General features: G+C 74.2%; 17 protein-coding genes. 4 read left to right on the forward strand and 13 right to left on the reverse strand.

Features of this window, described 5'->3' with window-relative positions:
* The first annotated feature begins 261 nt into the window (after nucleotides 1–261).
* Together GCL84_RS01925 and GCL84_RS01930 are read left to right on the forward strand one after the other, a co-directional pair.
* Nucleotides 262–7515 carry a type I polyketide synthase gene (locus GCL84_RS01925; protein ID WP_197522953.1) on the forward strand — a complete coding sequence of 2418 codons (7254 nt, stop codon included), beginning with the start codon at nucleotides 262–264 and terminating at the stop codon, nucleotides 7513–7515.
* Complete coding sequence (locus GCL84_RS01930) at nucleotides 7512–9110, forward strand: aldehyde dehydrogenase family protein (protein WP_156753570.1); 1599 nt, start codon at nucleotides 7512–7514, stop codon at nucleotides 9108–9110. The genes GCL84_RS01925 and GCL84_RS01930 overlap by 4 nt, the downstream gene beginning before the upstream one ends.
* A gap of 3 nt (nucleotides 9111–9113) precedes the next feature.
* On the opposite strand, the gene GCL84_RS01935 is transcribed toward GCL84_RS01930, so the two are convergent.
* Both GCL84_RS01935 and GCL84_RS01940 read right to left on the reverse strand, forming a co-directional pair.
* A complete protein-coding gene (locus GCL84_RS01935; protein ID WP_156753571.1) occupies nucleotides 9114–9782 on the reverse strand; it encodes a hypothetical protein in 669 nt (222 codons plus the stop codon).
* A gap of 138 nt (nucleotides 9783–9920) precedes the next feature.
* On the reverse strand, nucleotides 9921–10808 hold the full coding sequence (locus GCL84_RS01940; protein ID WP_156753572.1) for an SDR family NAD(P)-dependent oxidoreductase: 888 nt from the start codon (nucleotides 10806–10808) through the stop codon (nucleotides 9921–9923).
* 303 nt (nucleotides 10809–11111) lie between these two features.
* Between GCL84_RS01940 and GCL84_RS01945 the strand changes: the two genes are divergently transcribed.
* Nucleotides 11112–11564, forward strand: a complete 453-nt coding sequence (locus GCL84_RS01945; protein WP_156753573.1) for a DUF4383 domain-containing protein — start codon at nucleotides 11112–11114, stop codon at nucleotides 11562–11564.
* Between the two features lie 346 nt (nucleotides 11565–11910).
* Complete coding sequence (locus GCL84_RS01950) at nucleotides 11911–13275, forward strand: aldehyde dehydrogenase family protein (protein ID WP_156753600.1); 1365 nt, start codon at nucleotides 11911–11913, stop codon at nucleotides 13273–13275.
* A 195-nt stretch (nucleotides 13276–13470) separates the two neighbouring features.
* Here the strand turns inward: GCL84_RS01950 and GCL84_RS01955 are convergent, their stop codons facing one another.
* From GCL84_RS01955 to GCL84_RS02005, 11 genes are all read right to left on the reverse strand, one after another.
* Entirely contained in the window at nucleotides 13471–13941 is a 471-nt protein-coding gene (locus GCL84_RS01955; protein WP_156753574.1) for a DUF4383 domain-containing protein, read from the reverse strand.
* Between the two features lie 400 nt (nucleotides 13942–14341).
* Nucleotides 14342–15397, reverse strand: coding sequence for an alpha/beta hydrolase (locus tag GCL84_RS01960; protein ID WP_156753575.1), 1056 nt, complete (start codon nucleotides 15395–15397; stop codon nucleotides 14342–14344).
* Complete coding sequence (locus GCL84_RS01965; protein WP_156753576.1) at nucleotides 15397–16509, reverse strand: serine hydrolase domain-containing protein; 1113 nt, start codon at nucleotides 16507–16509, stop codon at nucleotides 15397–15399. Before GCL84_RS01965 ends, GCL84_RS01960 begins: the two co-directional genes overlap by 1 nt.
* A complete protein-coding gene (locus GCL84_RS01970; protein ID WP_156753577.1) occupies nucleotides 16506–17279 on the reverse strand; it encodes a WXG100 family type VII secretion target in 774 nt (257 codons plus the stop codon). The genes GCL84_RS01965 and GCL84_RS01970 overlap by 4 nt, the downstream gene beginning before the upstream one ends.
* On the reverse strand, nucleotides 17276–17575 hold the full coding sequence (locus GCL84_RS01975; protein ID WP_156753578.1) for a WXG100 family type VII secretion target: 300 nt from the start codon (nucleotides 17573–17575) through the stop codon (nucleotides 17276–17278). The genes GCL84_RS01970 and GCL84_RS01975 overlap by 4 nt, the downstream gene beginning before the upstream one ends.
* Nucleotides 17572–17913, reverse strand: coding sequence for a YbaB/EbfC family nucleoid-associated protein (locus tag GCL84_RS01980; RefSeq protein ID WP_156753579.1), 342 nt, complete (start codon nucleotides 17911–17913; stop codon nucleotides 17572–17574). The genes GCL84_RS01975 and GCL84_RS01980 overlap by 4 nt, the downstream gene beginning before the upstream one ends.
* Before the next feature lie 26 nt (nucleotides 17914–17939).
* Complete coding sequence (locus GCL84_RS01985) at nucleotides 17940–18713, reverse strand: ESX secretion-associated protein EspG (protein ID WP_235925929.1); 774 nt, start codon at nucleotides 18711–18713, stop codon at nucleotides 17940–17942.
* On the reverse strand, nucleotides 18710–19054 hold the full coding sequence (locus GCL84_RS01990; RefSeq protein WP_156753580.1) for a hypothetical protein: 345 nt from the start codon (nucleotides 19052–19054) through the stop codon (nucleotides 18710–18712). The genes GCL84_RS01985 and GCL84_RS01990 overlap by 4 nt, the downstream gene beginning before the upstream one ends.
* Nucleotides 19051–20085, reverse strand: a complete 1035-nt coding sequence (locus tag GCL84_RS01995; RefSeq protein WP_156753581.1) for a WXG100 family type VII secretion target — start codon at nucleotides 20083–20085, stop codon at nucleotides 19051–19053. Before GCL84_RS01995 ends, GCL84_RS01990 begins: the two co-directional genes overlap by 4 nt.
* Nucleotides 20086–20197: 112 nt before the next feature.
* Nucleotides 20198–22267, reverse strand: coding sequence for a helix-turn-helix domain-containing protein (locus GCL84_RS02000; protein ID WP_156753582.1), 2070 nt, complete (start codon nucleotides 22265–22267; stop codon nucleotides 20198–20200).
* 81 nt (nucleotides 22268–22348) lie between these two features.
* Nucleotides 22349–24532 (reverse strand): helix-turn-helix domain-containing protein, encoded by a 2184-nt coding sequence (locus GCL84_RS02005; protein WP_156753583.1) that lies wholly within the window; start codon nucleotides 24530–24532, stop codon nucleotides 22349–22351.
* Nucleotides 24533–24819 lie beyond the last annotated feature (287 nt).

The following is a 24819-nucleotide window of genomic DNA, read 5'->3' on the forward strand; positions in this document are numbered from 1 at the left end:
CCTAGTCTTAAGAGGACAGTCCGAACACGACCGTCCCGGCGCCCGGCGGCACAACGGGCCCGCCTGCGCCGTGGCGGCGACGATGACGGGCGAGTGGCCCGCGCGCCGCACGGCGGTCCCGAGCCGGCGTTCGTCGGGCGGTCGGGATCACCGGGGCCAGCCGTGACGCCGCCAGCCCACACGTCACCTGATCGGTTAGTCATTCAGGTGCGCTGTTGTGGCGGCGTGGCTCAGGGGGTCGCGGTCCGGAACGATCACCGTGTGCTGGACAAGATTGCGATCGTGGGCGTGTCGTGTCGCTTCCCGGGTGGGGTCGACGACCTGGAGGGGCTGTGGTCGCTGCTGTCCGAGGGGCGGGAGGCGGTCGGGGCGCCGCCGCCGGACCGGTTCGACCTCGAGCGGTACCACGATCCGAACCAGGTGCGGCCGGGCAAGTCCTACACGTTCGCGGGCGGCTACCTGGACGACATCGCCGGGTTCGACGCGGACTTCTTCGGCATCAGCCCGCGTGAGGCGGTGTGCATCGATCCGCAGCAGCGGCTGCTGCTGGAACTGGCGGTCGAGGCGCTCGACGACGCCGGGATCGACCCGCGGTCGCTGTCGGGCACGGACGCCGCCGTGTTCGTCGGTGTGTCCGCCCTGGACTACGGCGCGCAGCAGATGGTGCAGCGGACCTCGATCGGCCCGTACACCAACTCCGGTTCCGCCCTGTCCAACACGGCGAACCGGCTGTCCTACCACCTGGACGTGCACGGGCCGAGCCTGAAGGTGGACACCGCCTGCGCCTCGTCCTTGAACGCGGTGCACCTGGCCTGCGAGCACCTGCGCCACGGCAGCGGGCGGGTGGCGTTCGCGGCGGGGGTGAACCTGCTGCTCAACCCCATGACCTACGTCGGGTTCGCCAAGGCGGGCTTCCTCTCCCCCACGGGCCGCTGCCGACCGTTCTCGGCCGAGTCGGACGGGTACGTGCGCGCCGAGGGCGCGGGGGTGCTCGTGCTCAAGCGGCTGGCGGACGCGGTCGCGGACGGCGACCGGGTGCACGCGGTGATCGCCGGGTCCGGGACGAACAGCGACGGGCGCACCAGCGGGCTGGTGCTGCCCAGCGGTGACGCCCAGGAGGCGCTGCTGCGCCAGGTCTACGACGGCTTCGGGCTGGACCCGGACGACCTCGCCTACCTGGAGGCGCACGGGACCGGCACCCCGGTCGGCGACCCGGTGGAGTGCCGGGCGATCGGGCAGGCGCTCGCTGTCCGCCGCGGCGCCGGACCGCTGCCGGTCGGGTCCGTCAAGGGCAACCTGGGCCACCTCGAACCGGCCTCGGGCATGGCGGGCCTGTGCAAGGCGATCCTGGTGCTGCGGCACGGCATCGTCCCGGCGACCCCGCACGCCGCACCGCGCAGCACCGGGATCGACTTCGACGGCCTCGCGCTGACCCCGGTGGAGCGGCCGACGCCCGCGGCCGGTCGTCTGGTCGGGGTCAACTCGTTCGGGTTCGGCGGCGCGAACGTGCACGTGGTCCTGGAGAAGCCGCCCGCGGCCCCGCGGCCCGCGCCGGGCACCGGGTCCGAGGTGCCCGTCGTCGTCTCCGCGCACACCGAGGCGGCCCTGGCCGAAGCGCTCTCCCGGATGGACGAGCGCCTGGCGGGCTGCCCCGACTTCGCCGACGTCGCCTACACCTCCCACCAGCGGCGCGGCCACCACACCCACCGCCGCGTGGTGCTCGCCGCCACCGCGGAGCAGGCGCGGCGCCGCCTGGCCCAGCAGGTGGCGCCGCAGCGCGCCACCGATCGAGGACGGGTGGCCTTCGCCTTCTCCGGGCACGGCGCCCAGTGGCCGGGCATGGCCGTCGACCTCCTCGACACCGACCCGGTGTTCACGCGGGTCATCGCCGAGGTCGACGCCGCCCTGGCCCCCCGCGTCGGCTGGGCGGTCGCCGAGGAGCTTCGCTCACCCGCGCCGAGGCTGCACGACACCAGCGTGATCCAGCCGCTCCTGTTCGCGGTGCAGGTGGGGATCGCGGCGGTGCTGGCCGAGTCCGGTCTGCGCCCCGAGGCGGTCTGCGGGCACAGCGTCGGCGAGGTCGCCGCCGCGTTCGTCGCCGGGGTCTACGACATGGACCAAGCCGTGGAACTGGTGGTGGCGCGCAGCGCGGCGCAGGCGGGCACCGCGGGCTCGGGCGCCATGGCGGCGGTCAACCTCCCGGTGGAGCGGGCCGGGGAGGTCCTGGCGCGCTACGGCGGGCGGGTCGAGGTCGCCGGGGTCAACAGCGCCTGCGACATCACGGTCGCGGGCCCCAGGCCGGATCTGCTCGACCTCGCGGACCGGTTGGCCGAGGACGAGGTCTTCTGCCGCGTGCTGGACCTCGACTACCCCTTCCACAGCTCGGCGATGGAGCCGCTGCGCGCGCCGCTGTCGGCGGCGTTGGCGGATCTCGCGCCCAAGCCCGCCACGGTCGAGTTCGTCTCCACCGTCACCGGTGGGCCGCTGGCCGGTGAGGAGCTGGGCGCGGAGTACTGGTGGCGCAACGTCCGCGAGCCGGTGCGGTTCGCCGCCGCCACCGACCACCTCGTGGCGGCGGGCTTCGACACGCTCATCGAGATCGGCCCGAAGCCGGTGCTCCAGACCTACCTCAAGCGGGCGGCGAGGGAGGGCGTGCTCGCGGTGCTGCCCACGCTGACCAGGTCCGACCCCGGGGCGACCGCCCTGCGGACGACGGTGGAGTCCGCGCTCGCCGCCGGGGTGCGGATCGACGGGTACTTCCCGCGGCCGGGCGCGGTCGTGCCGCTGCCCGCCTACCCGTGGCAGCGCGAGCGGTTCTGGCTGGGCAGCCAGTACACCTGGGGCGGGACGGGGGCGGCGCCGGACCACGTGCTGCTCGGTGACCGGGCCTCGGTCTCCGATCCCACGTGGCAGTCCACCGTGGACCCGGCGAGGTTGCCGTGGCTCGCCGGGCACCGCGCGGACGGGACGCCGATCATGCCCGCGGCGGGGTACCTGGAAATGGGGTGGGCGGCCGGGCGACTGGCCCTCGACGGCCCCGCGGAGGTGTGCGAACTGCACATCACCAAGCCGATGATCGCCCCGGACGACGAGTCCGTGCTGCCCCGGATGCAGGTGTCGGTGTCCGAGGAGGACGGTGTGTTCCGGGTGGCCACCCGCTCGGTCGAGGGGCAGCCGTGGCTGACCCACGCGCGGGGCAGGGTGCGGCGCAGGGTGGCCGCGCCCCCGCCACCGCTGGACCTCGCGGCGCTGCGGGCCCGGTTCGCCGAGCGCGGCGAGCACGTCGACCGCGAAGCGCTGTACGCCGACGGTGAGCGCCTGGGGCTCGGCTACGGCGCGGACTTCCTCGTCGTGACGGGGTTGTGGGTGGACGGCGCGGAGGTCCTCGGGGACTACGACTGCGCCCACCTGGACACCGCCGGGTTCCACGCGCACCCGGCGTGGACCGATGTGGCCCTGCAGGTCGCGATCGAGCTCGGCCGGGTCCGCAACGGCCATGTCGCCGACGAGGACTCCTACATGCCCGTGGCCGTCGGCGCCGCGCGCCTGTGGGGGGAGCCGACCGAGAAGGGCGCGGTGCACTTCCGCTGCCGCACGGTCTCGGAGAGCTGGGCGTCGGCGGACATCGTGCTCACCGACGAGGCCGGGGCGGTGCTGCTGGAGCTCGTCGACTGCCGGTTCCTGCGCGTCAGGCTGCCCAGTCGCCGCGCGGTTCTCCGACAGCACACCGAGCTGCGCGCCGCGCCCCGGGGACTGCCGCCCGCCTCGGAGGTGGCGTGGGAGCCACCCCGGGTCAGCACACGACCGCTCGCCTGCCACGCGGAGTTCCGGCGGCGGCGGCTGGCGTCCACGGCCGCCTTCGCGGCACGTGCCTTCAGCACCCTGCTCGACGGCGCGGAGGTGTTCTTCACCGACGACTTGCTGGCCGCCGGGGTGCGGCCGGGGTTCTCCCGCCTGCTCGACCTGCTCACCGGGTTGGCCGCCGACCACGGGCACCTGGAGTGGCTCGGTGAGTTCCAGGGCCGGACCCGCTGGCGGCTGCGCGCCGCCTGCGTCGACCCCGGGTTCGCCGGGCTGGTCGCCGACTTCCCCGAGCACACACCGGAACTGACCCTGCTCGGCCGCTGCGGCGTGCACCTGGTCGAGCTGCTGCGCGGTGACCGCGACGCGCTCGACATCCTCTCCCCCGCGCACGGCAGCGACACGCTGGCCCACTACCACGACCTGTCGCCGGGGCTGCTCTCGGGCAACCAGGCGGTCGCCGAGGTGCTGCGGTCGCTGGCCGAGGCGTGGCCCGTCGACCGCCCGCTGCGGATCCTCGAGGTCGGCGGCGGGACCGGTGCGCTGACCGCGGCGCTGCTGCCCGTCCTGCCCCCGGACCGCACCCGGTACGTGTTCACCGACGTCTCGCAGGTCTTCCTGGCCCCGGCCGAGGCGCGGTTCGCGCGGTACGACTTCGTCGAGTACCGAACCCTGGACCTCGACGAGCCCGATGTCGAGCGCGGCGCCTTCGACGTCGTGGTCGCCGGGAACGCCCTGCGCGAGGCCGAAGACCTGCGTTCGGCCCTGCGCGCGGTGGCGGGGGCGCTGACCGACCGCGGTCGGCTGGTGCTCGTCGAGGCGCACGACCCGCTGCTGCTCGCGCTGCCGTTCGGGCTGGTGCCGGGCTTCTGGTCGATGACCGACGTCGACCTGCGCCCCGCTTCGCCGGTGCTGCCCGCGCGGCGATGGCGCGACCTGGTGCGGGAGTGTGGTTTCGACGACGTGCGCACCGTCGTCGAAGGCGAGCTGTGCTCGGTGCTGGCGGCGAGCGCGGCCCCGCGCGACGCCGCGCCGCCGAAGGCCCCAGCCGTCGAATCCACCGCGCGCGTCGTGGTCGTCACCGAGGACGACGCGGGGGCGGGGCTGGCCACCGCCCTCACCACCAGCCTGGTGGGCCTGGGCGCGGACGCCGTGGCGACCACGACCGGGGCGGACCCGGCCACCTGGTTCGCACCACCCCGGTCAGACGTCGTGCTCGTGCTCGCCGAGTCCGGTCCGGACCCGCTTGGCGCCGTCGAGGCCGCCGCCAGGCGGTTCGAGTTCGTGCGCGGGCTGCTGCTCGCCGCGGCCGACCTGCCCGCGGGCTCGACGACCCGGCTGTGGCTGATCACCGGTCCCACGGGGGTGAACCCCGCGCCGGAACGGGCGAGCGACCCGGCCGCAGCCGCCCTCTGGGGCGCCACTCGCGCGGTCGCCGCCGAGGACAGCCTGCTGCAGGTCCGGCGCGTCTCGGTCGGGCGGGACGTGGCGGTCGACCGCGTCGCCGGTGAACTCCTCGACCCCACCGACGAGGACGAGGTGGTGCTCACCGGCGCCGGTCGGTTCGTGCCCCGCCTGCGCGACCTGCCGCCTGCCCCGGCCGAGAACAGCTCCACGCCCTACCGGCTCATCGCCCGCGACGCCGGGCCGTCCTACGAACTGGCGTGGGTGGCGATGGACATGCCCGAACCCGCGGCGGGCGAGGTGCTCATCGAGGTGCGCGCGGCGGGCATCAACTACCGCGACGCGCTGCTCGCGGTCGGCATGCTGCCCGGCTGGGTGGTCGAGGCGGGGATGACCGGCATGAACCTGGGCGGCGAGTGCGCGGGCGTGGTCGCCGCGGTCGGCCCGGGCGTGACCCGGGTCCGCCCGGGCGACGAGGTCTTCGGGTCGGCCCCCGGTTCGTTCGCCTCGCACGTGCTCACCCACGAGGCCCTGGTCGCCCGGGTGCCGTCCACGATCGGCCTGGTCGCCGCCGCGACGATGCCGGTGGCGCTGCTCAGCGCCAGCCACGGCCTGCTGCACCTGGCCGGACTCGCCGAGGGCGAGACGGTGCTCGTGCACGGCGCGGCCGGGGGAGTCGGCCTCGCCGCGCTCCAGTGCGCGCGGCACGCGGGCGCGACGGTGATCGCCACCGCGGGCACCGAGGAGAAGCGCGACTTCCTGCGGCTGCTCGGCGTCGAGCACGTCTTCGACTCGCGCAGCCTCAGCTTCGTCGCCGACGTGCTCGCCGCCACCGGCGGGCAGGGCGTCGACGTCGTGCTCAACTCGCTGGGCGGCGAGTTCATCGGTCGCAGCATGGAGCTGCTGCGGATCGGTGGCCGGTTCGTCGAACTGGGCAAACGCGACCTCTACAGCGATCGCAACATCTCCCTGCTCCCCCTGCGCGACAACATCAGCTACTTCGCGGTCGACGTCGACCAGTTGAGCGGCCTGCGCCGCCAGGACATGATCGATTGGCACGACCGGGACGCCGAGCACATCGAGGCCGGGGTGGTGCGCCCCATCCCGCACCGGGTGTTCCCGGCGACCAGGGTCGCGGAGGCGTTCCGGTCGCTCCAGCACTCCCGCCACATCGGCAAGCTGGTCCTCACCTTCGACCAGCGGCCCCCGGTCGAGCAGGTCGTGCCGGAGAGCCGGTACGCGCCCGACCCGGCAGGCGCCTACCTCGTCACCGGCGGCGCGGGCGGGCTCGGCGCGGAGCTGGCGCGCTGGCTGGCCGAGCGCGGCGCCCGGCGCCTCGCGCTGGTCAACCGGCGGGGCATGGCCGTGCCGGGGGCGCGGGACCTCGTCGACGAGCTGGGCGCGCGGGGCGTGCGGGTGTCCGTGCACGCCGCCGACGTCACGGACGAGGCCGAGGTGCGCGGGGTCGTCGAGTCCCTCGACGCGCCACTGCGCGGAGTCGTGCACGCGGCGATGGTGCTCGACGACGTGATGACCGCCGACCTCACCGCCGACCGGTTCCGCACCGTGCTCGCGCCGAAGATGGCCGGGGCGATGGTCCTCGACCGCGTCGCCGACGGCCACGAGCTCGACCTTTTCCTGATGTTCTCCTCGGCGGCGGCCGTGGTGGGCAACGCCGGGCAGGCGGCCTACTGCGCGGGGAACCTGTTCCTGGAGGCCCTCGCGCGGGCCCGGCGGGAGCGGGGGCTGGTCGGGCAGGCGATCGCCTGGGGCGCCCTCGGCGAGGTCGGCTACGTGGCCCGCAACGAGGCCACCGCCCGGACCGTCACGCGCGCGGGCCTGGGCCTGCTGTCGCTGCGCCACGTTCGGCAGGCGCTGGACGCGCTGGTCGGCGGGCCCGAGGTCGCGGTGGTGTGGCGGCACGACGGCGGGTTCCTGAGCAGGCTGTACCCGCACCTGAGCACACCGCGCCTGGGCGAGCTCAACGCGGGCGGGCACGCGGCCACCGCCGAGGACGAGGACCTGCGCGACCGGGTCCGGGAGGCGTCCCTGGAGGAGGCGGTCGCCCTCGTCGCCGACAACATCGTCACCACGCTCGCCGAGGTCCTGGGGGTCGCGCCGGAGCGCGTCGACCGCGACCGCCCGCTGGACCAGTTGGGCGTGGACTCCCTGATGGGCGCCGAACTCGTCACGAAGATGCGGCGCCGGTTCGGCAGCGAGATCTCGATCATGCGTTTCGTGGCCAGCGGCGGGATCGACGACCTGGCCCGCTCGCTCGTCACCTACTTCAAAGCCGAGGACGACAAGTGACCCAGACCGCAGTCCGACACTTCCCGCTCTACATCGGCGGCGACCGGGTCGACACAGACGAACGCGCGTACGGCATGAGCGTCCGCACCGTCCTGGACCCGGGTGGGACCGACGCGGCGACGCTGTTCCGGCTGCTGCGCGAAGGCACCGAGGAGGAACTGCACGCCCACCCGCACATCCTCTGCTCCGTGGCGCTGTCCACACCCGACCAGGGGCGGGCCGCGCTGCGGGCGGCGGCCGACGCCGCGCAGCGGGCGCCCGCGGTGCCCTTGGCCGACTGGCTCGCCTGCGCGGGTGAGCTGTTCACCGCCTTCCAGGAGCACCGCGAGGAGCTGTCCCGGCTCCTGCGCATGGAGGGCTGCCCGCGCGTGCTGGCCGAGGCGCAGTTGAACGTGGTGCTCGACCTGTTCCGACCGGAGAGCCTGGAGCTGGCGCGGTCCCTGCTCCGGCAGGAGATCACCACGCCGCACCACACGATCGTGCTGCAACACCGGCCCGACGGGGTCGTCTGCATCGACCCGCCCGCCAACGCGCCCCTGTTCGGGTTGATCGCCTCGCTCGTGCTGCTCGCGGGCAACAGCGTGGTGATCCGCGTTCCGCGAAGCTGCGCCAGCTCGCTGAGCTACGCCCTGCACAACATCATCATCCCCGTACTCGAGGCACGCGGCGCGCCCGCCGGGACGGTCAACGTGCTGTGCGCCGATTACGAGATCACCATGCGGCAGTGGCTGGACAGCCCGCTGGTCGACACCATCTACTACTTCGGCTCCAGCGAGAACGGGATGGACCTGGAACGCAAGTGCGTCGAGCGGGGCAAGCGGGCCATCCTGGAACTCTCCGGCAAGGACGGGGTGCTCGTGTGGTCCGACGCCGACCTCCAGCACGTCACCGCCGCGTTGCTGGAGGCGTTCTACGCCTCGGGCCAGACGTGCTTCAGCCCCAAGTACGCCATCGTGCACCCCGCCATCGCCGACCGGCTGCTGGCGCGGCTGCGCGAGGCGGCGACCGCCCTGCGGCCGGGCGACCCGGAGAACTCCGACACGGTGCTCAGCCCCGTCCTGCGCGCCACCGCGTTCAGGCGCAGCCTCGACGAGGCCCTGCGCGCGGGCGCCACGAAGGTCTGCGGCGGCGCGCAGATCAACCTGAGCGGCGGCCCCGACCCCCAGGGGTTGTTCCTGCAACCGACTGTGCTGCGGGTCAACGGGTTCGAGCTGGCCGAGACCCTCTCCGCCGTGCGCGAGGAGTCCTACTTCCCGCTGCTGACGATCATCGTCCCCGACGACGCCCCGGACCTGCTCGACCGCGGCGTCGCCTTCCTCAACGGCAACAAGTTCGGCCTGCGCAACTCGCTGTGGACAGAGAGCCCGCAGGTCATCGAGCGGTTCACCAGCACGGTGACCAACGGGGGGCTGCTCAAGGTCAACGACTCGCACATGGCACACGCCCCGCTGCTGCCCGGCCTCGGCGGCACGGGCCACAGCGGCGGCACCCACGGCGGGGCCTCGTTCCCGTTCCTGCGCGCCAGCCGCCTGCAGTCGGTCGCCATCGCCACGACCAGGAGGCACCCCTGGGAAGCGATCCTCGGCGCGACCTGACGATCAGACGGGCAGCGTCGGCACCGGCCACGCCCGGCCGGTGCCCGACGCCGTGAACACCCTGTCCGCCACGGTGAACAGCGCGACGCCGAAGGCCTCCGTGAAGACGTCCACACCCTCCTGGGTCGGGGTGAGCGGGATACCGCTGCCCTTGAGCGCGGTCGGCTTGCCCGGCGCCCCCGGTTCCACGGACAGCCGCATCGCGCTGGGGTCGCTGGCGTACAGCGGCTGCTCACCGAGCCACTCGTCGTCCACCTTCAGGAAGGCGAAGATCCGGCCGTCCGGCACCGAACCCCGGATGCCTGCGATCTCCAGCCGCGCCTTCGAGTTCCGCAGCACCACCCCGCCCAGCATCCGCCCGGAGCCCGCACCGGGCCTGCCGAGCGGGCTGATGGTGCCGGTGGCGTACTCGGGCGGCATCGAGACGCCCTCGACGGTCGTCCCATCCGCCCCCAGGACCGCGGTGGCCGGAGCGACCGCCTGCAGCTCGATCTCCTCCGACGCCAGCCGGGTGCGCGCCAGCTCGGTCAACCGCATCTCACACGAGCCGTCGAGCAGGCTGAACGTCGTGTCCAGGGCGGAGGCCGCGCTCGCGGGCGCCGCTCCCCCGAGCTGCGCGAGGAACGGCGCCGCCATCGCACCGCTGACAAAAATACGCCGGGTGACCGTCATGGCCACAGTGTCGCGCACCCCGGGGAGGACCTGACCGCAATTAACTCGAAAGAAGGCGGGTCGCAAGAGGAACAGCCCCTGCCCACGGGCTGGGCAGGCGCCGGTCGTGGTCGGCCCCGACGCCGAGGACCGCGGGCGTCAGCGGGGCCCCGGCCAGTGCCCGTGCACGCGTTCGTGCGCGGACACCGGCTGGTGCACGTTGCCGGAGGTGGGTTCCGTGGGTTCGCGCGTGAGTCCGGCGAGCCGGAACAGGGGGCCCACCAGTCGGTCGTAGACCAGCGGAAGGAGCCTGAACCCGGCGATGACGAGCGGGTTCACCGGCCCGACCGGCACGGACAGGTGATCGCGGGGGCGGTCGGCCAGGTCCGCGATCGCCCTGCCCGCGCGTTCTGGGGCCAGGACCGGCCAGGGTGGCCGGGTGTGGTGACCGGTGTAGTTGGCGGCCTGGTAGTAGATGGGGGTGTTGATGCTCCCGGGGCTCACGATGCAGACGTGCACACCGGGTTCGTCACGGGTCTCCTGCTGCATCGTGCGGAGCACGGCGCGTTGACCCCACTTGGCCGCGGTGTAGGCGCCCATCTGCGGGACGGTGACCGAGCCGAGCAGTGAGTTGACCCCGATGAACGTGCCCGTGCGCTGGCGGCGCATGACCGGGAGGAACGCCTTGGCCAAGTGGACGGTGCCGTGGACGGATGTGTCGACCACTGCGGTGAACGCCGCCGCGGGCATCGCCTCGATGGTGCCGTAACCCATCACGGTGGCGGTGTGGACGACGACATCGACGCGGCCGTGCCTGTCCAGGGTTCGCGCGACGATCCGGTCGGCGGCCCCCGGGTCGCCGATGTCGTCGACGAGGACGTCCACATCACCGGCCCCCGCGCCGCGGCACGCCACCTCCGCGGCTTTGAGCGCATCAGCGCTGCGCGAGACCAGGACCAAGGTGTCGTCCCGGGCGGCGAAAGCGAGCGCGGCGGCCAAGCCGATCCCGCTGCTGGCCCCGACGACGACGATGACACGACCGGTCATGGGTTGGGCACCTCCGTGCCGGGAATGGTCAGCCACTCTGCTCGAACCGGCAGCCTGGCTGCGACGGCATACCCCCACCCTCGGCTGGCAAACGAACGCCCGCGACCGAGCGGGCCCAGCCGAAGGGGATTCGGCGGATCGGGCGAACAGCGCGCGGCCAGGCCCGCGACGAGCAGGCCACCGCGAACGCCGTCCCCGCCACCGTGGCCTCGAGGACCCCTGGCTTCGTCCCGTGACCGGACGTCCTGCTTGAAACGCGGCCACGCGGGTACCCGCGTGGACACTCACCGTGAAGGAGACACGATGTCCAGCTCGTCCACCACCAAGACAGCCCGCCACCCCGGCCAACTCGTCGCCACCATCGTGGGAGTGGTGTTCCTGCTCGTCGGCATCCTGGGGTTCGTCCCCGGGATCACCAGCAACTACGACCAGCTCCAGTTCGCCGGACACGGTTCCGGCGCCCTCCTCCTCGGCCTGTTCGAGGTCTCGATCCTGCACAACCTGGTCCACATCCTCTTCGGCCTCGCGGGCCTGGCCCTGGCCAGGACCGTCGCGGGAGCCCGCTCCTACCTCATCGGCGGCGGCGTGATCTACCTGCTGCTGTGGGTCTACGGCCTGTTCATCGACCACGACAGCGCCGCCAACTTCCTGCCCCTCAACCACGCCGACAACTGGCTGCACCTCGGCCTGGGCGTCGGCATGATCGCCCTCGGTCTGCTCGTCGCGGCGCCGCGACGAGACACCGCGCGGGCCTGACACCGACAAGAGCACCGCGTAGGGGTCACCGTCGCCGCGAAGGTCAGCCCCCGTCCTCGGCGCGTCGCTGGTGGCCCCGACCGCCCAAGACCGACCCGGGGCCGTCTCCTGGCTTGGCCCCCAACGGGCACCCGGCATCACGGTGGTGACGGCGTCCACGAGGTGAACCACGCCGCGCTGCCCGCGCTGGAGCGCTCGCGCGGACGCGCGGTCACCGTCGCCTCCACCGTGGGCCTGTGCCCGGCCGGGGACCTACCGCGTCTCCAGGTCCCGCACGCGCTCACCGTGCCCAGGGACAGCAAGATCCGCGAAATGGTCGTCTGCACCGAGGAGGAGCCCCGTGGCCTTGAACCCGACAGTGTCCGAGGAGGCCTTGGACCCGGTGCTCGACACCGGCGCACGCTTCCCGCCCGCGGACGCCGACTCCGTCGACGCCGCCGTCCGCGCGGCCCGGGACGCCTTCCCCGCCTGGGCCGCGGTCGACCCCGCCGGGCGCGGCGCGGTGCTGCGCCGGTTCGCCGACGCCCTCGAGCGGCACGCGCCCGAGCTCGCGGCCCTGAACCAGACCGACACGCACCGTCCCCGCGACGAGGCGGCCGCGTCCGTCGACGCCGCCGTGGGCGCCCTGCGGCAGTACGCCGAGCTGGGGCCGGTCCACCGCGGGCGGTCCCAGCGGGTCGGCTGGGACGCCCTCGACGTCGTGGTGCCGCGGCCGCGCGGGGTGGTCGTCGCGCTGACGCCGTGGAACGACCCGGTGCCGGTGGCCTGCGGCCTGCTCGGCGCCGCGCTCGTCACCGGCAACACCGCGTTGCACAAGCCCAGCGAGCGGGCCCAGCGCACCGGGGCGCTGCTCGGCGCGCTGGCCGAGGACTGCCTGCCCGAGGGCGTGCTGCGCACCCTGTTCGGCGACGGCGAGGTCGGCACCGCGCTGGCCGGGCACGGCGGTGTCGACGTCGTGGCGCACGTCGGCGGCACGGCCACCGGCCGCTCCATCGCCGCGGCCGTCGCCCGCACCGGGGCCAAGGCGCTGCTGGAGAACGGGGGCAACGACGCGATGGTCGTCGACGCCGACGTCGACCCCGGCTGGGCCGCCCGGCAGGCGGCGCTGGGCGCGTTCGCCAACGCCGGGCAGGTCCGCGTCTCCGTCGAACGGGTCTACGTGCACGAGGCGATCGCCGAGGCGTTCACCGCCGCCCTCGTCGAGGAGGCGCGCCGCTGGGTGGCCGAGCCGGGCGAGGGCGAGCGGCTGCTGCCGCCCCTGGTCGACGACCGGCACCGCGCCCTGGTGCACGGCCAGGTGCAGGCCGCGATCGCCAGCGGCGCGACCGCGCTGACCGGTGCCGCCCTGCCGGAGGGCAGGCTGCCCTGGTACCCGGCCACGGTGCTGACCGGGTGCGACCCGACCATGGTCGTGCTCACCGAGGAGACGTTCGGCCCGGTCGTCCCGGTGCTGCCGGTGCCCGACTTCGAGACCGGGCTGCGCGCCGCCGACGACCGGCACGGCCTCGCCGCCACGGTGCTCACCGGGTCCATGGCCAACGCCCAGCGCGCGTGGCGGGAGCTGCCGGTCGGCACGGTCAAGGTCAACGCCGTCTCCGGCGGGTCGGCGCACCCCGGGCGGGCCGGCGGCGAGGGTTTCGGCTGCGGCCCGGAGCTGCTGGACGAGATGACGGCCACCAAGGTGGTGCACCTGCGCGCGCCAGGCGCGTGAGGGCCGCGGTTCGCCACCGTGTGCGTTCCAAACAGGACGGTGCGCGACCATGCGTTACCACTCCCTCAGAGCAGGACCCGACCACAGCCAGTACGTCCACGAATCCCTCGAAGGAGCCGGCTGGGCCCACCCCGGCGACCGCGTGAGACGCGGTGCCCCCGGGCGAACGGCCCGAGGGCACCGCCAGGGCGCGGGTCAGGCCTGCGGGGCGATGAGGTCGCGCTCCCTGGGCAGCAGGGCCAGGCCCAGGGCGATCATGCCCGCGCCGAGGCCCAGGTGCAGCCAGTCGTCCGCCGAGTTGAGGGGCAGGAAGTTGGCGGCGCCGCCCTTGTCGATCAGCAGGCCGTACACGCACAGCGCCAGGTAGACCGCGCCGCCGCCGATCAGGTACCCGCGCGCGCCGTTCGCGGTGCGGGCCAGGGCGAACCCGGCCAGCCCGAACACCAGGTGCACCAGGTTGTGCAGGACCGAGACGGCGAACAGGCCCAGCAGCATGGCGTGCGACCCGTTCCCCGCGAAGGCCAGCCCGTCGTGGTCGGTGGTGATGCCGGGGATGAATCCGGCCACCCCGACCAAGGTGAACACCGCGGCGACGATCGTCGCCGCTGTCCGCACGGCCCGCCCCCGCTTCGTTGTGTGTGGTGTGCCAGTGGTGCGGCTCGTCATGACCGCTCCTTCCCGATCCGGTCGACTCGTCGGGGTCGGGTTCCCCGTGGGCGACCGGTTATGCGGCAGGCGCGCCACCGGTCTCAGGTGTGCGATCCGGTGCACGGCTTCGTGAGCCGGAGGAGGCGGGATGGGAATGGGTTCGGTCCCGTCGGATATGACCCACCATGTCGTGGACGACGTCATCGTGGTCGACATGAGCGGCCGCCTCGACCGCGCGAGGTGGAGTGCGCGGACCCACCCGCGGACGCTCCCACGACCACCGTGTCCCTGGGTCCCGGCATCCGATCTCCTGGGCTGGGGGCACCCCCGGCCCAGCGCGTCAACCATCGCGGCGCCGCCCAGCGGTCCGGCTCGCTCGGGGGAGGGCCGTCCCCGCGGGCAGGCCCTCCCCCGGCGGCTACGGCTGCGTGAGGCTCCGCGTCAGCAACCGCACGAAGTGCCGCATGTCGGCCATCAGGCAGGCGGGCTGCGCGTGCTTGCCCGTGCAGCCCTCGGCCCACGCCGAGCCGTCGCCGTAGTTGACGAACGTGTGCGCGATGCCCGCCGCCACCAGGTGGTCCCGGGCGACCAGGTTGGTGGCCAGGGCGCGGTTCTCCATGACCGCCTGGACCGGGTTGTCCAGCAGGTCGCCGCCGTCGCCCACGTACATCGCCACGCCCATCCCGCGCAGCGGGCCCACGTGCTGAGCCGGGCTCCGCGCGTTCCACATCCCGTCCAGCGGCCAGACGGGGACGCCGAAGATGGCGCCGACCGGGACAGTGGGGGTGCCGCTGCCCGGCAGTTGCGTCGTCGCCGCGACCGCGGCCCGCTGCTCCTGGTTGAGCAGGTCGAGGCCGCCGGAGAAGCTGCCGACGTAGGCGAACAGGTCCGGGCGCCGCTCGGCGTAGTGGAAGGCGCCGAAGCCGCCCATCGAGTGCCCCGAGATCGCCCGGGCCTCCCGGGTGGGGATGGTGCGCAGGTTGGCGTCGATGAACGGGATCACCTGGTCGAGGTGGAACGCCTCCCAGTTCTGCGGGCCGAGCGCGGCGGGCGGGTAGGCCCAGTTGGTGTACCAGCCGCGGCCAGAACCGTTGGGCGCCACGGTGATCAGCGGGACGCCGACCGTGGACTCCTCGAACATGCGCTGGTTGACCACGGTGTCGGGCCGGTCGGGATGGCCGTGCAGGTGGTACTGCACCGGGTAGCGCTTGCCGGGGGCGTAGTCGTCCGGCAGCGTCACCATGATCACGTGCTCGCCGGAGACCTGGTGCTCCAGCACCGAGTACGCGGGCACCTGCGCGGTGCGCACGGTGACGACGAAGGTCCGCTCGTTCCCGTCGACCCAGCTCGGCTGCTTGACCACGGTCAGCCCGTGCGCGTCGACGAACACCGGCGGGGCGCCCGCGGCCGCCGCGCTCGGCGGGGCGCCGACCACGCCGAGCAGCACCGCCGCGATCGCTGCCACTCGCCGCATCACGACACGCCTTCGCACACGGCGGACTTCACCACGTCCATCCCGAGCTGGATCGCCGCCGCGCTACCCGCCAGCGTGTTGGTGACGATCGAGGCGAACCTGCCGTCGTCGGTGACCAGCGTCGTCGACGTGTGCCCGGTGGAGAGCCCGCCGTTCTTCGCCCACGCCTCGCCGCCGCAGGGCAGCGGCACGCGGTCGATGCCCAGTCCCGCGCCCGCCCCACCCACGGCCACGACCCGCCGCATCTCGGCGAGCGCCGTGGCGGAGAACAGTCGCCCGCCGCCCAACGCCTGGAAGAACTCGACGAGGTCGTCCAGGGTGGAGGCCATGTTGCCCGCTGTGCTCCACAGCGACAGCTCGGCGCTCGTGGTCATCTCGTACCAGAAGTAGAACCCGCCGATCCGGCCGCCGCCGTACCCCGGCAGGTACGGGTCGGGCAGGCCCCGCGTCCGGGGCGCGGGGAACGAGGTCCCCTCGAGGCCCAGTGGGGTGATGACCCGGTTCGTGATCGCCTCGCCCGCGGACTGGCCGGTGACCCGCTCGATGAGCATGCCGAGCACCAGGTAGGCGACGTTGGAGTAGGCGATGGTCGCCCCGGGCGCGGCCTGCGGCGGCTCGTCCATGGCCGAGGCGACCAACGCGGCCAGCGTGAACGTGCCGTCCGGCTCCGCCCGCGGGTCGCGCACGTCGCGCACGAGTCCGCTGGTGTGCTGCAACAACTGCCGCACCGTGATGACGTGCCCGTCGTAGTTGCCGGTCACCACCCCGGGGAGGTACCGCTCGATCGGCGCGTCCAACTCCACGCGGCCCTCGTCGAACAGTTGCAGCACGACGGCGGCGGTGAACGTCTTCGTCTGGCTGCCGATGCGGTAGTGGTCGGCCGTCGTGATCGGCCGGTGGGTGCCGAACTCGGCCGTCCCCGCCGTCAGGGTCCACGCCTCGGTGCTGTCACCGGCGTAGACGGCCGCTCCCGGCCCGGCCTGCATGAGGTACTGGTCGAGCAGGGCCTGCGTCGCGGCGTGGTCGCCCTGGGCGTGGGCGGGTGCCACGGAGCCCGCGGTCAGCACGAGCGCCACAGCGCAGGCGGTTCCCAGTCGTCGATGGAACTTCATGTCGTCTCCTCGGTCGTGGTCGCGGTGGTGCTCTGCTCGCTGATGAGCGTCAGCGTCTGCTTGACGAGCTTGAGGACGCCGATCGCGCCGTCGATGAGCTCGACCAGGTTCTCGCCGCTGGCCAGGAAGTCGCCCACCTTCTTGGCGACCTCCGCCGCGTACCGGGCGGCGATCCCGACGCACTCGGGGATCGCCTCGGCGATGCTCGCGCCGAAGGTCGCGGGCGCCTGGGCGAGGGCCGTGGCCATCCTCGGCACGATCTCGCCGAGCGCCTTGCCGATCTCCGCGGTCACCTCGGCGACCAGCGTGGCGACGATCGTGCCCGCGCCGATCAGCGACTTCGCCGTGGTCAGCGCGGTCTCGGCGAGCGAGAGCACACCGTCGGCGAGTTCGGAACCCCGCTCCAGGTAGCCGGTCCCGGCCGCGCCGGACCACGAGTCGGTCTCCTGGGCCGCGCTCGCCCGGTAGTCCTCGGCCACCGCGGCGGTGTCCCGGGCGGAGCCGCCGAAGTCGTCGGCCCCCGAGGACACCGGCCCCGGGTCGCCGCGCAACTGCTCCAGGGGTTCCTCGAGGAAGGCGATCATCGGGGCCAGGAAGCCGATCCCGCCGCTGTCCAGCGCCGACAGCGGCTTGGTCCGGTCGGCGAGCAGGCTCAGCGGCGCTTCCGGCGACGCGGCCAGTGCCCCGCTCACCCAGTCACCGCCCTCGACAGCCGCGCGGGTCGAACGCAGCCGGTCCAGCAGGGTGGTGGTCGTGAGCACGTCGGTCATGGCGCGATCCCGGTGAACGTGGCGGCCTCACCGGAGTCGGCGCGCTCGTAGTCGTCGGCGGTCCGCCGGGCCCCGAGGCCCACCCGGTCCACGATGGCCGCGGCGTGCGCGAAGGCGGCCGTGGTCTCCGACATGGCGTTGCCGAGCCCGGCGGCGAGGAACTGGCCGAGCGGGCCGAGCGGCTGACCGCCCAGGTCCCCCGGCAGCCCGCCGCCGAGGGCGGCGAGCGCGTCGGCGTGGCCCGCCAACCGGGTGGCGTGCGCGCGCAACTGGTCGGGATCGACGGTGAACGTCATCGGGGCACCTCCGCGTGCTGGGTGATCGCGGCGACCGCCGGACCGTCGCCGAGGTGGTCGGTGATGACCTCGGTCATCCGCGCGGTCGCCGTCCGTTGGGCGGCCCGGGCGGTGTCGACGATGAGCGCGGCGAGCACGTCGACCTCGAGCCTGCGCGCCGCCGGGGTGAGCGCGACGTCCGCCAGCACCCCCGCGGCGGTCACCGTGACGGCGACCTCGCCGCGCGGCGAGGTCGCTGTCTCCTCGAGTTCGCGCAGCCGCTCGCCCGCCGCCCGAGCACCCTTCGCGGCCGCCCCGACGCGCTCGCGGTACTCCGCCAGCCATTGCGCTGGGTCCATCGTGGTCTCCTTTGTCTCGTGCGATCTCAACCGCGGGCGATGGCCGCCATCTCGCCGAGCACCCGTCTGATCTCTTCGTGCCGCAGCGGGTTCACGCTCACCCATCCGCCACCCCGATCCACCCGGACCCGGCCCAGCGGGCTGTCCACCCAGGACAATTCCAGCGGGCGGCCGTTCCGCACGACTCCGAGTTGCCCCCTGCCCCCGACCTCCGGGAACAGATCGACCAGTTGGTCGACGACACCACCGTCGCCGCCGTGCGCCGTCACCAGTTCCCGCGCCGCGCACCGACTCCCCGGCGCGGCCGACAGGACAGCCGCGGGCACGGTGATCGGCATGACCGCCGCGGGACGCGCCTCGGGGACACCGCGCATGACCTCCTCGGTCAGGGCGGTGTCCGGCACGCTCACGACCTCGGTCCGCCCACCCCCGTCCTGGCGGCAGACGAGGGCCCGGCGACCGTGGACGAGCGCGACGACACCGAGCGCGGAACCCGGCCCGACCACGACCAGGTCGATCGCGCTCCGGTGGTGGCGCAGCGCCGCGACGCACTCGGCCGCCAGACCGTGCCCTGTCGCCAGCCCGCGGTCGGCCATCGTCCGCATCGCGGTGGCGAGCAGGGCGGCCCGCTCCACCGCGAGCCTGCCCACCGACGGCACCCGCAGCGGGAACGGCCACCGCACGCCCGCGTGCGCGGCGAGCGCGTCCATCTCGTCCGAGCCGAACTCGACGGCTCGGCTGGTCGCGGCGGTCGCGGCGGTCGCGGCGGTCGCGGCGGTCGCGGCGGTCGCGGCGGTCACAGTCGATCACCCACCGACCGGAACGCGGACTCGGCGTCGGACTCCTGCTCGCCGTAGTCGTGCTTCGCCTGCGCGAGCGTGCGCTGGAACTCCCGCACGTCCCGTTCGGCGGCCTGGATCTCGCCCACCAGCCCGTCCGGACCGGCGGCTTCCCGCAGCCGCTCGGCCAGGTGCGCCGCGGGCGGGGCGGTGCCCAGCAGCGGCAGCCGCTCGGCCAGGCCGCTCGCCGTGGCGACGAGCTCGCCGGTGAGGTCGACCAGCTCGGTGAGCGCGGTGATCCGCAGCCCCAGCAGGTCGGGCTCGACCTGGTAGCCGGTGTTGCCGTTCGTGTTGTCGTTCACTGGTCCGCTCCGATCACCGGGACGCTGGTGGCCTCGTCGACGACGAACAGCTTCTGGTCGAGCGCGGGCATCCGGTTCTCGTGGCGCTCCTCCTCGGTGCCCGAGCCCCGGCCCGCGCCCGGCGACACCATCCCGCCCTGGGCCGTCGTGCGGGCCGCGGCGGGCTCAGCGGCCGGGGCGGCCAGGGCGGCGTGGCCGGGAGCGCCCGGCACGACCCCGAACCGGGCGCCCAGCCCGGGCGCCGGACCGGGCACGGGCTGCCTGGCGGGCGCCCCCGGCCCCCCGCCGACCTCGCCACCGCCGTGCCCGACGCCCGCCACCGAGGGTGGGCCACCGCTCGCCGGTCGCTCCCACCGCACCCTGGCATCGGGTTCGGCACCCGTCGGGGTCGCGGCCGCCGGGGCCGTCGCCGCCGGGGCCGCCATCGCCGGGGTGGTCGTCGCCGGGGTGGCGGCCGGGATGGCGCCTCGGGCCTCGCCGATCAGCCTGCTCCCGCCGACCAGGTTCGACTCGTAGACCTCCATGGCGTGGATCGCCTGGGCCTTCTGCTGATCGCCCGCGACGCTGCCGAGGTAGAAGCTGAACCCGCCGCCCGCCACCGCCCCGAACGCCGTGCCGACCTCGGAGTAGGCGGGCCTGCTGAACGCCGACGCGAAATCCGTCCACCCACGGGTGAAGTCCGGCGCGGGCGGCGGCATCATGGCCCGCGCCGTGGCCAGCCCGTCGGCGGCGTCCTGCGCCGCCCGGTGACCGGCGTGGGCGAACTCGGCGAGCTTGTCCACCCGCTCGGCCAGCGCAGCCAACCGGGCGACGGCCTCCTCGGTCGCCCGCCCCCGCCAGTCACCCAGCAGCGCGGTCCGCTGCTCGCGCAGCGCTTGGGCGTGTGTCGTCAGCGCGTCCCGGTGCCGTCCCCACTCGGCGGCGACAGTGCTGACGTCAGCGACGTCAGCGCCCTCCCACAACATCCGGTACAGCTCTTCGTGGGTGTAGGCCTCCCAGTTCACCCACGGCGATGACTCCGTCGAAACCACCCCGGCCCCCTTTCGCTCACCGTGCCGAGCCAGGCTCGCCGCGAGTCGCCCAGGGGATCAAGGCCGTCCGGGGGCCATTCGTGGCCGCACCGGTTGACCAGGGGAAATGCCGTCAGTGGCCGGTTGTCAGATGGTCCTGCAGCCGGGCGTGGCGGAACTGGTAGACCGCACCCGAGCGACGCAGGACGCCCCGCCGGTAGGCCGTTTCGAGGAACGCGGGCAGAGCGCGGGGCAGCCGCCCGGTCAGCGGCAGCCAGATCCGTCCGAACACCACCCACGTGCCCCACGCGGTCAGGCTGGCCACGCTGAGCCCCACCCCCACGCCCAGCACCAGCCCGTACGCCAGGGCGATCGGCCCCTGCGCGGCGAGCAGGGCGGCGCTGTAGGCGACCCAGGTGAGCACGCCGAAGATGACCGCCTGGGCCACCACCGCGCGCCGGTTGGCGTTCAGCAGCGCCATCGGGCTGACCGCCGAGCTGATGTCCACCGGCGCCTCGAACCGGGCCAGCGCACCCCACACCACACCCACCACCACGCCGAACACCAGCCCGAACACCACCGCGCCGGGAGTCGACCCGCCGAGCCAGCCCAGGACCCAGAACGGCGCGCCGAGCTCGGCCGCGATCCCCAGACCCGCGGCCATGCCGACGCCCGCCGCGAGTCCGACGAGCAGCCTGCGCCAGGCGAACCGGCTGCCGCCGCGCAGCCGGATGCGCACCCGCAGCGGCTCGAACACCGTTCCGCTGAAGGCCAGCATCGCGCCGTGGGCCAGGCCGGCGGTGAGGCCTGCCGCGAACCCCTCCGCGACACCCGCCGACAGCCCCGCTGCCACGCCCGCGGCGAGACCGCCGGTGAGCCCGTGCGCCACCCCGATCACCAGCGCGGCGAGCAGACCCACGACCACCCCGACGACCACCCCGCTGACCACCATGCGCACCCACGTCGCGAGCCCGCTGCCGAGCTGCCACCACGCGAGGTCGTGGGTACCCATGCGGGCGAGGTGGCGGGCGAGGAACCCCAGGGTGGGGCGGTCGTCGACGGGCACCACCCCGCCCAGCAGCCGCCGTTCGATCGTCGCCCGGTCGGCGTCGAGCAGCTCGGCCGGATCGTGGTCGGGGGTGTCGCTGTAGAGGGCCCTGGCGAGGCCGACCATCAACGGTGTGGAGAACACGGCGGCGAGGTCGCCGTCGGGTTGCTCCCGGACGCGCCGCAGCACCGGTTCCCAGATGGGCTTGCGGCTCGTGCGCGGCAGGTAGCCCGCCAGGTCGTCGACGGTCAGATCGATGATCTCGACCGCGGCGACCGCGGTCAGCACGTCGGTGCCCTCGACCGCGGCGCGGAACTCGTCAGGGCGGCTGGTCAGCAGCATCGGCAGCGTGGTCGTGTTCAGCGCGGCCAGCGCCGAGCGGTGCAGGCCGGAGGCGATCTCGTCGAACCCGTCGAGCACCGGCAGCACCCGGCCGGACTCGACCAGCGCGGCGGCCAGCGTCGTCTCGCCCGGCCCCGGGGCGGCCAGCCCGGGGTGGTCCCGCAGGAGCTGGTCGGTCATCCACTCCCGCAGGGCGGTCGTGGCCGGGTTCCACGAGCCGACCGTGAAGACCACCGGCACCGGGTCGCCCGGGCGGGCGGTGTCGAGCATGCCGAGGACGAACCGCGTCGTCATGATCGTCTTGCCCGCCCCGGCGCGGCCGAGCACGACCAGCCTGCGCGACCGGATCCGCCGGTAGACGGCCACGATCTGGTCCAGTTCGCCGTCCAGGCGCACCGGCGCCACGGTCTCGCCCGACCGGGCCATGCCGATGTTGGTCCAGGAGTCCGCCAGCTCGGCGGGCGCCGCCCGCCAGCGGACCGGCAGCGGCACCGGGTCGTGGATCTGCCGCTGTTCCTCCTCCCGCACCAGCCGCGCGCGCAGTTCGTGGGCCAGCCGGGCCACGGCCTCGGCGAGCACGCCGGACTCGGCGCTCGGCGCCGTCCCGCCGAGGAGTTCGGCGCGCTCGGCCGCCGTGAGCCCCAAGGCGTCGGCCAAGCGGTCGATGGTGCTGACCCGCGGCGCGTCCCGCTCACCGGTCTCCAGGCCGCGCACCGTCCGCACCCCGAGCCCCGCCTTCACGGCGAGCTCCTCCTGGGTCAGCCCGGCCCGGTTCCGGAAGACCTTCACCCGCTCACCGAACTCGCTCGCCATCCCAGGTCTCCGATCCGCTGGTCCGTCAAGATCAATGCTAGGGCGTCGCGCGGGCGGGCCACCCGTGGCCGGTGGGTCTGATCAGGGCGAAAGGGCGCGGTGGAGGTGTTCCTGGAGGCGGGCGTGGCGGAACTGGTGCACGGCGCCCGCCCGCCGCAGGACGCCGCGCCGGTAGGCGTCGTCGACGAACCGGGTGACCCGCCACGGCAGCCTGCCGGTCAGCGGGAGCCAGAAGCGGCCGAACACGAGCCACTGGCCCCACGCCGACAGGCTGAACAGCGCGCCGAGCGCGCTGCCGAGCGCGCTGATGAGCGTCACGCCGAGCGCGTCCCGCCCGCCCCAGCCGACCGGCACCCCGCCCAGGACGCCGCCGGACACCGTGACGACCAGCCCGATGAGCAGGTTGACCACGCCGACGAAGACGGGGACTGCCAGCGCGAGCTGCACGAGCGCTGTCCCGCGGTTGGACAGCAGCAGGTCTTCCGACCCCGCGGCCGAGCGGATGTCCTGCGGCGCCTCGACGGCCGCGGTCACGCCCAGGGCGAGCGCGGCCCCCACCGCGAACACCGCGCTGTAGACGCAGACGTCGTTGAGCGTGGCCGTCAGCGGTAGCGCGACGCCCGCGTTCAACCAGGTCACGATCGTCCGGAGAACGCCGTACACACCACCGAGCAGCGCGCCCGCCAGCAGGCCGAGGCGTGCCCGGGCCCGCACTCTCGACCACCGACCGCCGGACCAGCCGCGCAGCCGGACGCGCGCCCGGGTGGGCGTGTGCTCCTGCGCGCGGACCACGCGCGCGTACATCAGGCCGAAGGCGACGCCGGTCACGAGCGTGATGGCCGGGAAGAACAGGAGGCTGCCCAGGGTGATCACGCCCAGGAGGGCCCGTTCGACCACCAGGTCGGTGAGGCCGAAGCCGATCCCCGAGACGACCCCGACCACCAGCGCCCTGGTGCGCCGGGGCAGCTCCGTGCCGAGCCGCCACCACGCCAGGTCGTGGGTGCCGAGGGCGGACAGGTGCCCGGCGAGGTAGCCGAGCCAGTGCTGGGCCCGGTCGCCGAACTCGCCCGGCCGGTCCTGGTAGACGGCGGGCACGAACGAGGCCAGCAGGTGCCGCTCGATCGACGCCGGGGTGGGGAACCGCTCGGTGTCGAGCAGCTCGGCCGGGTCGTGGTCGGGGGTGTCGCTGTAGACCCGGCGGGCAAGCGAGATCATCAGCGGCGTGGTCAGCACGGTGGCGACCGCGCTGCCGGGGTCGGCGCGGACGGCGGCGACCACCGGCTCCCAGCCGGTGGCCTTGCGCGTGGTGCGGGGCAGGTAGTCGGCCACGTCGTCGACGGTGAGGTCCACCAGTTCGACGGCCGCGGCGGCGGTGAGCACGTCGGTCGCCTCGACGGCGGCGCGGTACTCGTCCGGCCTGCTGGTCAGCACGAGCGGCAGCGCCGTCTGGTTGACCGCCGCCAAGGCCGCCCGGTGCAGACCGGGCGCGATCTCGTCGAACCCGTCGAGCACCGGCAGCACCCGGCTGGTCTCCACCAGCGCGGCCGCCAGCGTCGACCCGCTAGGGCCGGGCCCGGCGAGGCCGGGGTGGTCGCGCACCAACTGCTCGGTCAGCCAGTCGCGCAGATCGCGCTCGGCCGGGTTCCACGAGCCGAGGCCGAAGATCACCGGAACCAGCGCGCCCGGCGCCCGGGTGGCCAGCAGGTCGAGCACGAACCGGGTGGTCAAGGTCGTCTTCCCGGCCCCGGCCCGCCCGAGGACGACCAGCCTGCCGGAGGGCACCCGGCGGTGGACGGCCACGACCTCGTCGAGGCTGCCCGCGAGGTCGATCGCCGGGGCGGACGTGCCCGGCCGGGCCTTGGCGATGTTGGCCCAGCCATCCCGCAGGTCCTCGGCCGCGGCCCGCCAGCGCACCGGCAGCGGCAGCGGGTCGTGCACCTGCCGGTGCTCCTCCTCGCGCTGCCACCGCACGCGCACCGCGTGGGCCAACGTCTCGACCGCCGCGGCCACCGGGTCGACCACGGGCGGCTCGGCGACGACCTCGGCGCTGCCCGCCGCCGCGAACAGCCGGGACCGTTCGGCCCCGGACAGCTCCAGCGCCTCGGCCAGCAGGGCCACCGTGCCCACCTTGGGGTCGGAGCGCTCACCGGTCTCCAGCCCGCGCACGGTCCGAACGCCCAGCCCGGCACGCGTGGCCAGGGCGTCCTGGCTCAGCCCGGCGCGCCTGCGCCATGCCCGCAGCAGATCCCCGAAGCCGTCGCTCACACCCGGTCCCCCCTCAGTACGCGCCGGGGACCGATCGTAGTGTCGGCGGGTGGCGGGTCCGCCACCGAACCACCAGCACGGCCGGAAGCGCCGGGGTCCGCGGCGGTAACCCGCGCGAACACCCAATCAAGTCCACTTTGGACATCTCCCTGAACAACTGAGATGCGCGCCGACCGGTCTGGCGAAGCTGGTCATGAAGATCGGCGACAGGCTCGAGGCACAGGACGTCGCGGTGGGCGCCCTACCGCGGATCTACGCGGCGACCGGGCCCCTCAATGATCGCAGGC

Source organism: Actinokineospora pegani, assembly GCF_009745975.1.
Taxonomy (GTDB): Bacteria; Actinomycetota; Actinomycetes; order Mycobacteriales; family Pseudonocardiaceae; genus Actinokineospora; species Actinokineospora pegani.

Bases quoted from the DNA above. Each gene is read 5' to 3' on its own strand.
- GCL84_RS01940 (WP_156753572.1), bottom strand. From the start codon at position 10,808: ATGACCGGTCGTGTCATCGTCGTCGTCGGGGCCAGCAGCGGGATCGGC.
- GCL84_RS01965 (WP_156753576.1), bottom strand. From the start codon at position 16,509: ATGAAGTTCCATCGACGACTGGGAACCGCCTGCGCTGTGGCGCTCGTG.
- GCL84_RS01975 (WP_156753578.1), bottom strand. From the start codon at position 17,575: ATGACGTTCACCGTCGATCCCGACCAGTTGCGCGCGCACGCCACCCGG.
- GCL84_RS01945 (WP_156753573.1), top strand. From the start codon at position 11,112: ATGTCCAGCTCGTCCACCACCAAGACAGCCCGCCACCCCGGCCAACTC.
- GCL84_RS01955 (WP_156753574.1), bottom strand. From the start codon at position 13,941: ATGACGAGCCGCACCACTGGCACACCACACACAACGAAGCGGGGGCGG.
- GCL84_RS01980 (WP_156753579.1), bottom strand. From the start codon at position 17,913: ATGGACCCAGCGCAATGGCTGGCGGAGTACCGCGAGCGCGTCGGGGCG.
- GCL84_RS01960 (WP_156753575.1), bottom strand. From the start codon at position 15,397: ATGCGGCGAGTGGCAGCGATCGCGGCGGTGCTGCTCGGCGTGGTCGGC.
- GCL84_RS01935 (WP_156753571.1), bottom strand. From the start codon at position 9,782: ATGACGGTCACCCGGCGTATTTTTGTCAGCGGTGCGATGGCGGCGCCG.
- GCL84_RS02000 (WP_156753582.1), bottom strand. From the start codon at position 22,267: ATGGCGAGCGAGTTCGGTGAGCGGGTGAAGGTCTTCCGGAACCGGGCC.
- GCL84_RS01970 (WP_156753577.1), bottom strand. From the start codon at position 17,279: ATGACCGACGTGCTCACGACCACCACCCTGCTGGACCGGCTGCGTTCG.